Source organism: Sphingomonas canaveralia (genome assembly GCF_047238125.1).
Lineage (GTDB): Bacteria > Pseudomonadota > Alphaproteobacteria > Sphingomonadales > Sphingomonadaceae > JBDFMH01.
Map to the genome: position 1 here is coordinate 839,296 of NZ_JBDFMH010000001.1, position 13,903 is coordinate 853,198.

Consider the following 13,903-nt stretch of genomic DNA (forward strand, 5'->3'; position numbering starts at 1 on the left):
GTCTCGTATCGGCGAATGCTTGGAATCGCGTGGTGACCCCTACGGGACTCGAACCCGTGTTTTCGCCGTGAGAGGGCGACGTCCTAGACCGCTAGACGAAGGGGCCGTTCGCGGAGCGGCGTCCTTATGGAGCGGGCCGGTTCGAGTCAAGCGGGAGGCGGTATCGGCGATCAGCGATGCTGTAGGCGATGGCGGGTTCGGTTTGTATCGTACTGCCGGCACGTGACACCGTCAGCACCGCGCCGGGGCGGGCCGGATCGCGGCTGGCGTCGATGCGGTAGCCGAAGCCGCGGTTGGCGAAGCTGTAGATGTCGTGGCGGCCGGCGTGCTGCAAAGTGCCGCCGGTGAGGCGGATGGCAGGACCGGTGATCGAAACCGCATCGTGGGGATAGGCCTCATAGCGCAGCCCGCCCCGGGTGTCGGCGATCACCAGGACGGTGCGGCGCGGCGTGATCAGCAGCAGCCGCGCGCCGGGATCGAAGCGGCAGCGCATTCGACCGGACGGCTGATCGATCGAGGTGAAGCTCGGCAGCGCCGGTGTCGGCGCCGGATACATACCCGGGTTGACGGCATGGAGCGCGCCCGCGTCGCGACCCGATCCCGCCTTCAGGGGGAAATAGATCTGGCCGGCGCCCGGATCGCCGGGGCCGACCCGGAATGCGGCGCTCGCCACCTTGAACCCGGGCTTCGCAAGGCGGCGGATGATCGCGTCACCACTGCGGCTTGGGTGCCCGATCAGCGCGATCTCCTGCCGATCGACGCCGTCGCAGACGAACCAGAGCGATCGCCAGCGATCACCGCGACGCTCGAAGCTGAGCGCACCATTGGTGAGGGGATCGGCCGAGATCGCCAGCTGCGGCAGCAGCATGAAAGCGATGGCGAGAACGAAACGCGGGCGGGGCATGCGGGATCAACCCGCGCGCCGCCGACCGGCTCCCTGGGCGACGTCAGGCAGCGGCCTTGTCGCGGTCGCGCATCTCGGCGTTCAGCATCTCGGCCAGCAGGAAGGCGAGTTCGATCGACTGGCCCGCATTCAGGCGTGGATCGCAATGGGTGTGGTAACGATCCGCCAGGCTCTGTTCGGTCACGTCGATCGCGCCGCCGGTGCATTCGGTGACATTCTGGCCTGTCATCTCGGCATGGATGCCGCCGCCGTGCGTGCCTTCGGCACGGTGGACGGCAAAGAAGCCGCGGACCTCAGCCAGGATGCGATCGAACGGCCGCGTCTTGTAGCCATTGGCGGCTTTCACGACATTGCCGTGCATCGGATCGCACGACCACACGACCGGCCGCCCCTCGCGCTTCACTGCGCGGACGAGCGCGGGAAGATGCTTTTCGATCTTGTCGTGCCCGTAACGCGTGATCAGCGTGATCCGACCGGGCACGCGGCCCGGATCTAGCGTGTCGAGCATCCTGAGCAGCGAGTCCGGCTCCAGGCTCGGACCGCATTTCAACCCGACCGGGTTACCGACGCCGCGCAGATATTCAACATGCGCCGACCCTTCGAAGCGAGTGCGATCGCCGATCCAGAGGAAATGGGCCGACGTGTCGTACCACTGGCCGGTGAGCGAATCCTGACGGGTCAGCGCCTGCTCGTAGGGCAGCAGCAGCGCCTCGTGGCTGGTGTAGAATTGCGTGCTGTTCAATTGCGGCACGGTTTCGGGATTGATCCCGCACGCTGCCATGAAGTCGAGCGCCTCGCCGATCCGATCGGCGACCGCCTGATATTGCTGCGCCCATGGGCTGCGGCCCATGAAATCGAGCGTCCAGGCATGCACCTGATGCAGGTTGGCATAGCCGCCCTGGCTGAAGGCGCGCAGCAGGTTGAGCGTCGCGGCGGCCTGCGAATAGGCGCGGATCATGCGCTGCGGATCAGGCGCGCGCGCGTTCCCCTCGAACGCAATGTCGTTGACGATATCGCCGCGATAGCTCGGCAACTCGACATCGCCGATTTGCTCGGTGCCGGCAGAGCGGGGCTTGGCGAACTGGCCCGCCATCCGCCCAAGCTTCACCACCGGCAGCTTGGAGGAGAAGGTGAGGATCACCGCCATCTGCAGGATCACGCGGAACGTGTCGCGGATCGTGTTCGGATGGAATTCGGCGAAGCTCTCGGCGCAATCACCGCCCTGCAGCAGGAACGCCTTACCTGCCGCCACCTGCGCGAGATCGGCAGTCAGCGTGCGAGCTTCGCCGGCGAAGACGAGCGGTGGATAGCTGGCGAGCTGCGCCTCTGCCGCCTGAAGCGCGGCCGGATCGGGATAATCGGGAAGCTGCCGGGCTTCATGCGCCTGCCAGCTCGTCGGGGTCCAATTGCTCGCCATCTCACTCGTCCTTCCGCGCGCCGCCTTGCGCCACGGGAGGGGGATACGCAACCATAGCTCTTCTATCAGGCTGATCGACCGGGCGGATCAGGCGCCCGGCACGCCCAGGGTTCGCGCGGCATCGGCCAGCTTTGCGGCATCGGCCGGGTTCGCGGCCCGCGCGGCAGCCAGCGCCGCAGTCGCACCCGGCGCGTCGTTTAACACCATCCGCGCGCGCATCAGGCGGATCCAGCCATCGGGATCCTTCGGGTTTGCAGTCAGCTTGGCGGCGAGCCCGTCCACCATCTGCTTGACCATCGCATCCTGCTGGCTGGGTGGCAGCGACGATGCGGCGGCGAGCTGATCCCGGGTCGGGCCTGGAATACCGGCTGACGCCACTGCGGCTCCGCTGCCCGTCGCGACCGGCGGGGCGATCGCAGCCGGGGCCGCTGCGGGCAGCCGGCCGGCGATGTCGATCTTGTTCGCGGACGCCACCTGCTGGGTGATCTGGCGGACCGACTCGGCGTAAGGAGCATCGGCCGGGCTGTCGTTCAGCAGGGCGATCCAGTCTTCCACCGCGCCTTTGTGGTCGCCGCCCATATCCTTGCGGACGGCCAGGAAATATCGTGCGCGAGCATCCTTGGCATCCTGACGCAAGGCGGTTTGGAACGCCTGAGCGGCCTGTGCATCGACGCCGCCTTCGCCGGCCAGCACCATCGCTTCTCCGAGTGCCGACCAGGCCGAGCCATCGGCGGGCGTAAGCGCGGTGAGCCGCTTATAGGCATTGACGCTGTCGCCATAACGGGCGGTTTCGAAATAGCCGATCGCCAGCATCCGCCAGCCCTGCGCGTCGTTGGGATTGGCCTTCAGCCGGGTCTCGAGCGCAGCGATCATCGTCCGCAGGTCACCCGCGGGGGCAGCGGCCGCGACGGGAGCCGCCGCATCCTCGCGCTGCCGCAGGACCGCAATGGCGACCGCGATCAGCGCGATGATCGCCGCGAGCGCGAGCGCGATCCGCCCGAGCGGTAGGGTTCGGCCGGCAGCGGTGGCCATGCGATCGGTCTCCAAATGTTTCGCAACTGCACATCCAGTCTAGCGGTCGCCGTGCAAGATGATAGAGTGGCCGACAAGGGGTCGCACCAAATAACCGCAAGGGCCGGGGGGAAGCCGGCAGTTTCAACGGCGTATGGGTGTGGGGGCGGAATGGCAGACAGCTATCGGATCGCCGTGATCGGCTCCGGGCCCGCGGGCCTGAGCGCGGCGGCGCGCGCGGCGCAGCTGGGGCTGAGCCACGTGCTGCTGGAGAAGACCGACCATCTGTCGGACACGATCTACAAATATCAAAAGGGCAAGCATGTGATGGCCACGCCGAGCCAGCTCGTGCTGCGCTCGGACCTGCCGTTCGACGCCGGCAAGCGCGAAGCGATCCTCGGCCTCTGGAACGACGGCGCGGCCGGACAGAAGATCAACGTGCGCTATCATGCCGAGGTGAAGTCGATCGCGGGCGAGAAGGGCGCCTTCGAGATCGGGCTGCGGGATGGATCGACCATCCGCGCCGAGACGATCATCATGGCGATCGGTACTCAGGGCAACCCCAACCTGCTGCGCGTTCCCGGCGCCGACAGCGGCAACCCGATCGTTCAGTATCAGCTCGACGATCCCGGCGAATATGTGGACGAGCATATCCTGGTTGTCGGCGCGGGCGATGCCGGGATCGAGAATGCGATGGGCCTGGCCGCGGATCCCGCGCAGCGCAACATCGTGACGATCATCAACCGCACGGCCGATTTCAGCCGCGCCAAGGATGCCAATGTGAAAGGCCTGTTCGCCGCGCGCGATCAGGGCCGCGTCAACGTGATCGGGGAGACATCGCCCAACCGGGTCGAACCGGGGTTCGTGACACTGGACACGCGCGACGGCGAGATGCGCATTCCCTGCAATCGCATCATCGCGCGGATGGGGTCGGCTCCGCCGCGCAAATTCATCGAGGAATGCGGCATCGAATTCACCAGTGCCGACCGCGAGGCTTTCCCCAAGCTCACCTCGACCTTCGAATCGACCAAACCCGGCATCTTCGTGATCGGCGCGCTGGCGGGCTATCCGCTGATCAAGCACTGCATGAATCAGGGCTATGACGTCGTCGAGTTCATCAACGGCAACACCGCCCTGAAACCGGCCGACGAGCCGATCCTCGAAGCCAAGTTCGCGCAGCTGCCGCAGAGCCGCTCGGTCGACGAGTGGCTGGAATTCCTGCGCGCCAACGTGACGATCCTGAACGACCTGTCGCCGCTTCAGATGCGCGAGTTCATGCTGGACAGCGAGGTGCGGGCCTACAGCCGCGGCGATACCATCTTCGAGAAGAATGATCCCGGGTCGTCGCTGTTCGGCATCGCATCAGGATCGGTCGTGGTCGATGTCGGTCGCGGCCGAACCGTACCCATCCCTGTCGGCTCCATCTTCGGCGAAGTCGGACTGATCTCGGGGCGCCGGCGTGGTGCCACCATCAAGGCTGCGGCCGATGCCATCCTCGTCGAGGTGTCGCGTACGGCCGCCCTCAAGCTGATGGCGTCCGTCCCCGCAGCGAAACGCGCCGTGACCCGTATCTCGACCGAGCGGCAGCTGCTGCAGATGTTCGGATCGAGCTTAAAGCCCGAGGATCTGAGCGAAGTGCTCGACAAGGTCGAGATCAAGACGGTGCGCGCCGGCGAGGCGGTGCTGACCGAGGGCGAGGAAGGCAAGGACATCTATGTTATCCGGTCCGGATCGATGGTCGTCGAAAAGGCGATCGGCGGCCGGCCGGTGTTCCTGCGCTATCTGCCGGCGGGCAATTATGTCGGCGAGATGGCGCTGATCGATGGCGGCCGCCGCACCGCCACCGTGCGCGCTGCGGTGAAATCGGAACTGATCCGCGTCGATGGCGAGGCGTTTGGCCGGTTGCTCGCGCGCAAGCCCGAGCTGTTCGCGAAAGCCAAGCAGGACATGGCGTCGCGCCAAGATCTGAACGCCTTCATTGAGGCCAAGAAGGACAGTTTCTCGACCGTCGTCGACATGTATTCCGAGACGGCAAAGTTCCTAGTCGACAATGGCATCGGCGAAGCGACCGACGTGCTGCTGATCGACGAGAATCTGTGCGTTGGCTGCGACAATTGCGAGAAGGCGTGCGCCGACAGCCACGAAGGCCTGTCACGGCTCGATCGCGAAGCTGGGCGCACCTACGCCCATCTCCACGTGCCGACGTCGTGCCGCCACTGCGAACATCCGCATTGCATGGCCGATTGCCCGCCCAATGCGATCCACCGCGGCGCCGATGGCGAGGTGTTCATCGACGATAGTTGCATCGGGTGCGGCAACTGCCAGCGCAATTGCCCCTATGGCGTGATCCGGATGGACAAGGTGCCGCCGAAGAAGCCGAGCCTGCTGAGCTGGCTGTTCTTCGGCGCGGGGCCTGGGCCGGGCGAGCCCAACAAGAAATGGGCGTACAAGAATGCCAAGGGCGAAGCGCCCAAGAAGGCGATCAAATGCGACATGTGTTCGGGCATCGAGGGCGGCCCGGCCTGCGTGCGCGCCTGCCCGACCGGCGCCGCGATCCGCGTGGCACCAGAAGGATTTCTGACCGTGGCGCGGCTGGAGCAGGCGCAATGATCGCCGGGGCGGGGGGCTGACCATGGCATCGCGGGGGATGCAGAAGGAACGCGCGCGCGGCCGCAAGGTGACCGCGCATGAAGGTTTCCTACGCTATGGTCATTTCCGCTGGCTCAAGATCGTCAGCGTGATCGGCATCGTGATGATCGCTATCTACGCGCTCGTCGACGTCCAGCCGCGGCCGAACGGCGGCAGTTGGTACGGCTACACGCTGGGCACAATCGGTGCGCTGTTGATCCTGTGGCTGACGGCACTCGGCCTGCGCAAGCGCGCGATGACGCCGGGCAAATGGTCGTTGAAGGCGTGGACGTCAGCGCACGTCTATCTCGGCCTGCTGCTGATCGTGATCGGCACGCTGCACGCGGGCTTCCAGTTCGGCTGGAACGTCCACACGCTGGCCTATGCGCTGATGATGCTGGTGATCGTCTCGGGCATCTACGGCATCTCGGCCTATGCTACGCTGCCCGAAAAGCTGTCCGACAATCGCGGCGAAACGACCGAGACGATGATGCTGGACAATATCCGCCAGCTCGACCGCCAGCTGCACGATACCGCGCAGCCGCTGGAGCATCGCTATGCTGAAATGGTGCGGCTGAGCCTGGAAGACGATCCGTTCGGCGGTGGCCTGCTTGCGCGGCTCAGCGGCCGATATCCGCGCTGCGGCACGGCACGCGCGCAGGCTCTTGTCCGCCAGCATACCGGCTACAAGGCTGCGATCGGCAATGATCCGCTCGAAAAGGTGGATAGCCTGCTGGAACGCAAGCGCGCGATGCTGTCGCGGATGCGCAAGCATATGCGGCTGAAGGCGCTGCTGGAAATCTGGCTGTACGTGCATGTGCCCGCCACCTTCGCGCTGATCGCGGCGCTGACCGCGCATATCGTCAGCGTCTTCTTCTACTGGTGAGCCGCCCATGACCTTCGTCGTCCGCCAGATCGCCCGCACCGCCGACGGCCGCGAGATCGTCCGCCCCACCCACTATGCCAAGGATCGGCTGACCGTCGGCCGTGGCACCGAGAGCGATATCCTGCTCGAGGATCTCGCGGTGACTCTGCACCATGTCACGATCAGCGAGGCCGGGCCGGATCGCATCCGGATCGAGGCGGCGGCCGGGCTGCCGTTCGATCTCGACGGCAGCTCCAAACAGCAGGCGGAGGTTGCGCCGTCGCGCGGCGCCAATCTGCGGATCGGATCGCACTCGCTGGATTTCGCGCGCGGCGACAACGGCGAGACCGTCATCACGGTCGAGCGTGTGGGCGGCATATCGGAAGCGTCCGAAGAGATTGACGAGAGCCGTGCCTTCTCGTTGACCGGGCGGGCGCCGGGCAAGCGCGCGATGGCCTGGACGCTGATCGCGCTGACGCTGGCCGCCTTCCTGGCCTGGCCGATCTGGAGCTTCTATAATCGAGCCGAGCCGGCCGATCGGACGCTGGAAGTGGCGCGAGAACGCCAGCCGAACCGTTTCCATGCGGACGAGACCTGGTCGTCGGGCCGCCTATCGCTGGCGCACGCCAATCTCGAGAATGACTGCAAGGCCTGCCATACCCAGCCGTTCGTCGCCGTTCGAGACGACAGCTGCATTGCCTGCCACGACGATGTCCACGATCACGCCGATCCCCGCCGTCTGGTCGGCGCGCGGGAGAAGCCCGGCTTCTTCCGGGCCGCGCAGATCAACATCGCCGGCGCGTTCAACATTCCGCAGGGGCGCTGCGTGGAATGCCATACCGAGCATGAAGGCGCCAAACAGATGCCGGTGACGGCACAGCGCTTCTGCAGCGACTGCCATGCCTCGCTCGACCAGCGACTGCGCGATACCAAGATCGACAATGCCGGCGACTTCTCCAAGGCGCACCCGCAGTTCAAGGTGGCGGTGCTGACCAACTGGACGGGCCCCAAGCCGCAGTTCCAGCGGATGTCGCTGGATGCATCGCCGCGTGAGGATTCCGGGCTGAAGTTTCCGCACGCGCTGCACCTTTCAGCCACCAACGGCGTCGCGCGCATGGCGCAGACGCTGGCCGACGAGCATGACTTCGGCAAGAAGCTGGAATGCAAGAACTGCCACACACCAGACCGCACCGGCGTTCGCTTCCAGGATATCGAGATGGAGGAGAGCTGCGGCATGTGTCACAGCCTGGCCTTCGATCGGGTTGACGGCACCACCCGTACGCTTCGCCACGGCGAACCTCGCCAGGTGATCGCCGAGCTGCGCGATTTCTATGCGGTCAACGGCCCGGCTCGCCCGCCGAGCCTGGGGGGGATGGCGCGGCGACGGCCGGGTGATTTTGCGGCCGACCGCACCGCCTTCAACTACAACAACGCGGTCGCCAACCAGGGCAGCCGGTCGGCGGCGGCCATCCGGGCGGTCTTCTCCGAGGGCGGAGCCTGCTATGATTGTCACCGGATCGACTTCAGCACCGCCGGTGGCCTGAATGTCGATGTCCATCCGGTAAAGCTCACCCAGCGCTACATGAGCAAGGGCTGGTTCGATCACGCGCCGCACCGGAAGGAAAAGTGTGAAACCTGCCATGCGGCGAAGACGTCGAACGCGTCGTCGGACGTCCTGCTGCCCAAGATCGCGACCTGCCGCGAGTGCCATGGCGGCGAGAGCGCGCGCAAGGAGGTGCCGTCTTCCTGCGCGATGTGCCACGATTACCATGTCGGCGACGGACCCCCGGCAATGGCGAAGCGCGTGCGACGGGAACGGATCGCGTCGCGTTGAAGGCGCTGGCCATGGGCGGGGTTTACAGCTTGTGCGCTGAATCACAGGCTGTGCCCTGCGACACGCTATCGTGCGACTCATGTTCCGATCGATGCCAGATCCTGATCCCGGCCATGCGCCGGGCTGGGGCCATCCGAAGAGGAGTGACGATCGCGTGATGCTCGTCGCCCAGATTACCGATCTCCACCTGGGCTTCGATCCCGGCAATCCGCACGAGTTCAACCGCAAGCGGCTCGATCAGGTTATCGCCCGGCTCGCCAATCTCGATCGCCGGCCGGATCTGATCCTTGCGACCGGTGACCTGGTCGATCGCGGCGATGTCGAGAGCTATGCGGCGCTGCGCGATGCGCTTTCGGCGGCTGGTGTTCCGGTCTATCTGTGCATGGGCAATCATGACGTGCGCGACAATTTCGCGCGCGTGTTTCCCGAGACGCCGATCGCCGACGGCTTCGTGCAATATGTCGTCGATCATGGCCCGCTCCGCTTCGTGGTGATCGACACGCTGGAGGAAGGACGCCACGGCGGCGCCTTTTGCGAACAGCGCGCGGCATGGCTGTCTCGGACGCTGGCTGAGGATCTTCACCGGCCGACCGTGATCGTGCTGCACCATCCGCCGGTCGAAACCGGGATCGACTGGATGACGACCGATCCGGCTGAACCCTGGGTGATCCGGCTTGAACAGGCGATGGCCGGCCATGCCAACATCGTGGGCATGGTTTGCGGCCATATCCATCGCCCGATCGTCACTGGCTGGAAGGGCTGGCCGGTCGCGGTCTGCCCATCGACCGCGCCGCAGGTGGCGCTGACGCTGTCGCCGATCGATCCCGATCGACCCGATGGCCGGCCGATGATCGTGGCTGATTCGCCCGGCTATGCGCTGCACTATTGGAACGGGCAGTCGCTGGTCACCCATTTTGACACCAGCGACGAACATGTCGTGCTGGCGCGTTATGACGGCGCGATGCAATCGCTGGTGCAGGGCATGCTGGACGAGCGCCCAGCCTGATCATCGGATGAGGCCGTTGTGCCGGTTCCACCCTAAGCTGCACTTCGTAGTCCCCTGAGTTTCGACCACGTCGGTGACTGGTCGCAGCCGCGAGACTTTACCAGCTATGCCGCGTCGGATCTTGCGGCGAAGGTTCGCGAGCGATCGCGCCTTACTGCCCGGCCAGTCGGGCCGGCACCCAATCCTTAAGGTCGGGCGCGTCGGTGACCTTCCACGGGATACCGCGCTTGTTCAGGAAGAAGCGCTCCATCTCGGGCCGGGTGAAGGGGCGAGAGCCGAGCCGGCCGAAGATCGCCATCTGCCCGCCGGTCTCGTCCACTGCGCGATCGCGATCGAGGCCCTTCGACAGGGCCAAGGCGGGCGAAGGGGTGCGCGCCCAGGCGATCAGCTCGGGCTTGGGTGCGGGTGAGAAACCGTAGAAATTGGGCTGGCTGTCCGGGCTGGTCAACTGGATGACCTTCATGCCGCCTCGACCATCGGCGACGTAGCCGAATAGCGAAGCGTTGGTGGTCCCCACGATCACGTCCTGCGCATCCACCATTTTCCCGCCGAACGTTTCCTTCAGATAGACCGAGGGTCGTTCCGGATTCTTCACATCGACGATGACGAGGCCTTCGGCACCGCCCGCGACATAGGCATAGGTGCGCGCGACATAGACGCGGCGCGCATCGGCCAGCGGCACCGTGGCGGCAGGGATCGCGCGCGGCGCGGCCAGCGCTGTCACGTCGAAGACCTCGAGACCATCGGCCGTCGTCACCCATAGGTAGCGGAACTGTACCGCGGAGGCGCGCGCATCACGAAGCGGCACTTGCGCGGTCACGCGCGGCTTCAGCGGATCGTTCAGATCCAGCACGACCAGGCCGGCATCGGTGGTGATATAGGCGATGTGCCCGGCCAGCGTGATGTGCCGCGCCCCCTTCAGCACGCCTCCTTCGTTCCAGGTCAGGCTGCGCTTCAGGAAATTGTTGCGCGGCTCGCCATCGGCCATCGTCTCGATGTTGACGACGATCAGCCCTTCCTCGGCGTCGGTGACGAAAGCGTAGCTGTAGATCGGGTGGAACGGCTGCTCCTCGTTCATCGCACGCATCTCGGGCGTGTTGCGCAGCGGGTTGATTGGCTGGGTGGTTGCCAGCGCCATACAGGTGGCGTTGCGGCTCTCGACATGGGTGTCGTGGCCGAGTTCGGAGAAGGGCCCGGTCAGGATTCGTTCGGAGAAGCCCTTGTTGGCGACCGAGGCGATGTCATAGGCGCGGAAGCCGCCCTTGCCTTCGGCGACGAACAGATATTCGCCGCGATGCTGGAGGCAGCGGGCAGCGCCGGCAGTGGCCTGCACCGTGTTCGAGAATTCCTCCAGCGCCTGGGTCTCGCCCGAGAATTTCTCGCCGAAGCGCTCGCCGCGCTTCCATTCGATCAGTTCACGGCCGTTGCGCTCGACATGCGCCTTCCACCAGTCGGGATAGGCATAGCGGTGGAGATACGAGCCGATTACCGCCTGCGGCTCCTCCCACTCGGTCACGCGCACCGCCTCGAACCCGGCTTCGAGACCGGTCCAGACATGCATGCCCACGAAGTTCACGAAGTTGGTGCCCATCAGCAGCAGCTGCGACATGATCGCGTTGTTGTCGTCGGCAGCTGACAGGTGGCAATCAGAGCAGGTCTTGGTTTCCGTAGTGCGCACCGTGTGCGGGAAGTGCGGGGCGAACGCCTGGCTGGAGAAGCCCGCCGCCGAGATCGGCGGCTGCTGCACATAGATGCGCTCGCGATTGATGTTGGTCGAGGACAGCACGAGCGCCGAAGTCGACCGGATTGGCGCGATCTGGTTGCCCTTGGTGGTCTGGTGACGGCCGAGCTGGAACATGTCGTCACGCGCGACCTGCGGGTTATAGGTCGCGAAGTTGCGCGTCTCTATCCCGTCATATTTGTGGCTGCTGGTCTTCCAGTTCGCCTCGATCGGCAGGTGGCAGCCGCCGCATGACGTCGTCCAGCTGAGATGGCAAGTGAAGCACGCCATCTCGCCATCCTTGTGCGCGCGATCGGCCATCGCCACGCCGGGGCCGAACTCGAACCGCCCGGTCTCCGCGCCCGCCTTGCTCATCAGCTTCGCGCGCGCCGCCTTCGGATTGAAGTTGGCGCTGGCGCGATCGACCGTCTCGGCAACCAAACTGACCTTCCATTCGAGCTTGGGATCGACGATCGAGCGCTGAATGAGGGTGCGCTCGCCGCGCTCGTCCACGCCCCATTCGAAGCGGCGGCGGCCATCCGGGTTGCGCAGCAGCGCCAGATTGGTGCCGCCGGGTCGCGCGGCCGGGCCGGAGGTCAGCAGCGTCGGCATCGCATCGGGCGTGCCGTGGCAATCCTTGCAGCCGATCTCGACCGCGTTGGCGACTTCGCCATAGATCAGGCCGTTGCCATGGCTGTCCTGCGCAAAGTGGCAGTCGGCGCACTGCATGCCCTTCTCGGCATGGATGTCCATCATGTGGACCGCCTTGCCCTTCTGCACGCCGGGCGGCACGAATTCGGGCATGCCGGCCTTGCGGAACTTCTCGGGGTCGTCGTTGGCCACGGTCTTGCCGTCGCCGTCGAGCAGATTGCCCTCGCGATCGCGCTTGTAGATCGCGCGGAAGTTCCAGCCATGGCCGTGATAGTCGGCGAACTGGGTGTCCTTCGCCTTCGGGTTCACATCGTCATACACGCGGCGCAGGAAATCCAGATCGCCCCATTTGCCGCGCACCGCCGCCGCTTCGGGATTGCGACCGAGGATCTCGAACGCTTCCTTCGCGGTCGGATATTTCTGCTTCTCGGGCCACATCAAAGGCGCGTCGGACTCATAGTCCCACATCGTGTAGCCGAGATAGCTGTTCAGGAAGATGTTGGGCTGGTGCATGTGGCAGTTCATGCACTGCGCGGTCGGAATGGCGCGGGTGAAGGCGTGCTGGATCGGGTGGCCTTTCTCCTTCTGCCCGGTGCCGACCGGGTGCGGCACCGTATCCGCGCCGCCGCCGGGGATGCGCGCCGCGGCGGTCTGCGTGGCGGCCTTCAGCGCGCCATGGCCTTCGGGCATCGTGCCATGGCCGTCGCCATGCGCGGGCTCCATCTTCCCGGCGATGGTAGGATCGACGGTCGCGGTCTGCCCGTCGCGGCCATATTGTGCGTAGAGCAGCGAATGGCGCGGCTCGCGATCGTTCGCATAGACGACATGGCAGCCGGCGCAGCCCGACGAGCGATAGTCACCCGGCTGGTCATTGGTGCCCATGAACCACATGAACGGATCGTTGAGCCGGGTCTTGTGGATGTTGAGCACCGGGATCGCGACGCGCAGGCCGGTCGCGGGGCCGCGGTTCGATTGTTTCAGGTCGGGCCGGCCCGGCTCTTCCAGGCGCTGGATGATGCCATTGGGATTGGGCAGGCCGATCTCGGGGAACTGGCTGACGATGTTGCGGCCGCCGCGTTCGAACACGCGGAAAATGTCCCCCGGCGGGATCACGTGCCAGGTCGGCAGCGGGTACATGGCGGGCAGCGCGCCGCGCGCCTTCTGCGCCTCGGTCACGGTGCCGTGCGGCTCGCCCGGCGAGACGATCTTCGCCGGCTCGCCCTTCATCGTATAGGCCTCGCCGAAGGCGTAATTCTTGTAGGGCAGGATGCCGTTGTTATAGGCCGCACCACCCCACAGCATCGCGCCGGTCGACATCAGCGAGCGTTCGGCAGCTTCAATGATCTCCATGTGGCAGGCGCCGCAGCTGTCGCGCGCGACGCGATAGTCGGACGGATTGACGAAGCGGATATATTCGGGCGCCTCGCGATTGAGCAGCGTGTAGCTGCGCTTCGGGTTCGCGGACGACGGCCAGTGCCAGCTGTTCGGATATTTGGGCAGCGCATGCGCCTTGTCGCGCGCCGACACATAGGCCGGATCGGTCATCCGCAGGCTGGCGGCGACCGTCACCTTGGCATCGCCGCCATGGCAATCGGTGCAGCCGAGCACCACCGCCGGCGAAGCGTGCATCGTCTTCTGGTCGGACGCGGTGTGACAGGAGACGCAGCCCGCGCTCTTGCCGTCGGCCTCGGGCCAGCCCTGGTTCTGCGGGGCGGCGGGCGTGAACGCATATTTGATCTTCTGCGGTTTCTCGCCTTCGGAGGCGCGCGAGGGCGCGGCGGTCAGCAGCGCGAATGCCAGCAACAGCAGCGCCGCCAGCAACGCCCAGAAGCCGGTCGGCCGGCGGATCGAGATATTCGCCATGCCC

At 65.7% G+C, this 13,903-nt stretch carries 8 protein-coding genes and 1 tRNA gene; 4 read left to right on the plus strand and 5 right to left on the minus strand.

The features are described 5' to 3' along the window. Positions 1-30: 30 nt before the first annotated feature. The 4 genes from ABC347_RS04100 to ABC347_RS04115 form a co-directional block, all read right to left on the minus strand. Positions 31-106, minus strand: a tRNA-Glu gene (locus ABC347_RS04100). Positions 107-124: 18 nt separating this feature from the next. Beyond that, positions 125-868: a hypothetical protein gene (locus ABC347_RS04105; protein WP_413244468.1), complete on the minus strand. Its 744-nt coding sequence runs from the start codon at positions 866-868 to the stop codon at positions 125-127. A gap of 79 nt (positions 869-947) precedes the next feature. Continuing rightward, the gene (locus ABC347_RS04110; protein ID WP_413244469.1) at positions 948-2,321 is read right to left on the minus strand and encodes a class II 3-deoxy-7-phosphoheptulonate synthase; all 1,374 of its coding nucleotides are present in this window, start codon (positions 2,319-2,321) and stop codon (positions 948-950) included. 87 nt (positions 2,322-2,408) lie between these two features. Continuing rightward, positions 2,409-3,353, minus strand: coding sequence for a tetratricopeptide repeat protein (locus tag ABC347_RS04115; protein ID WP_413244470.1), 945 nt, complete (start codon positions 3,351-3,353; stop codon positions 2,409-2,411). Between the two features lie 150 nt (positions 3,354-3,503). On the opposite strand from ABC347_RS04115, the gene ABC347_RS04120 reads away from it, so the two are divergent. From ABC347_RS04120 to ABC347_RS04135, 4 genes are all read left to right on the plus strand, one after another. Continuing rightward, positions 3,504-5,942: a cyclic nucleotide-binding domain-containing protein gene (locus ABC347_RS04120; RefSeq protein WP_413244471.1), complete on the plus strand. Its 2,439-nt coding sequence runs from the start codon at positions 3,504-3,506 to the stop codon at positions 5,940-5,942. 22 nt (positions 5,943-5,964) lie between these two features. Further along, positions 5,965-6,846 (plus strand): hypothetical protein, encoded by an 882-nt coding sequence (locus tag ABC347_RS04125; RefSeq protein WP_413244472.1) that lies wholly within the window; start codon positions 5,965-5,967, stop codon positions 6,844-6,846. 7 nt (positions 6,847-6,853) lie between these two features. Beyond that, the gene (locus tag ABC347_RS04130; RefSeq protein ID WP_413244473.1) at positions 6,854-8,659 is read left to right on the plus strand and encodes a cytochrome c3 family protein; all 1,806 of its coding nucleotides are present in this window, start codon (positions 6,854-6,856) and stop codon (positions 8,657-8,659) included. A gap of 157 nt (positions 8,660-8,816) precedes the next feature. Continuing rightward, entirely contained in the window at positions 8,817-9,665 is an 849-nt protein-coding gene (locus ABC347_RS04135; RefSeq protein ID WP_413246996.1) for a phosphodiesterase, read from the plus strand. Positions 9,666-9,816: 151 nt separating this feature from the next. On the opposite strand, the gene ABC347_RS04140 is transcribed toward ABC347_RS04135, so the two are convergent. Further along, positions 9,817-13,899, minus strand: a complete 4,083-nt coding sequence (locus tag ABC347_RS04140) for a hypothetical protein (protein ID WP_413246997.1) — start codon at positions 13,897-13,899, stop codon at positions 9,817-9,819. Positions 13,900-13,903 lie beyond the last annotated feature (4 nt).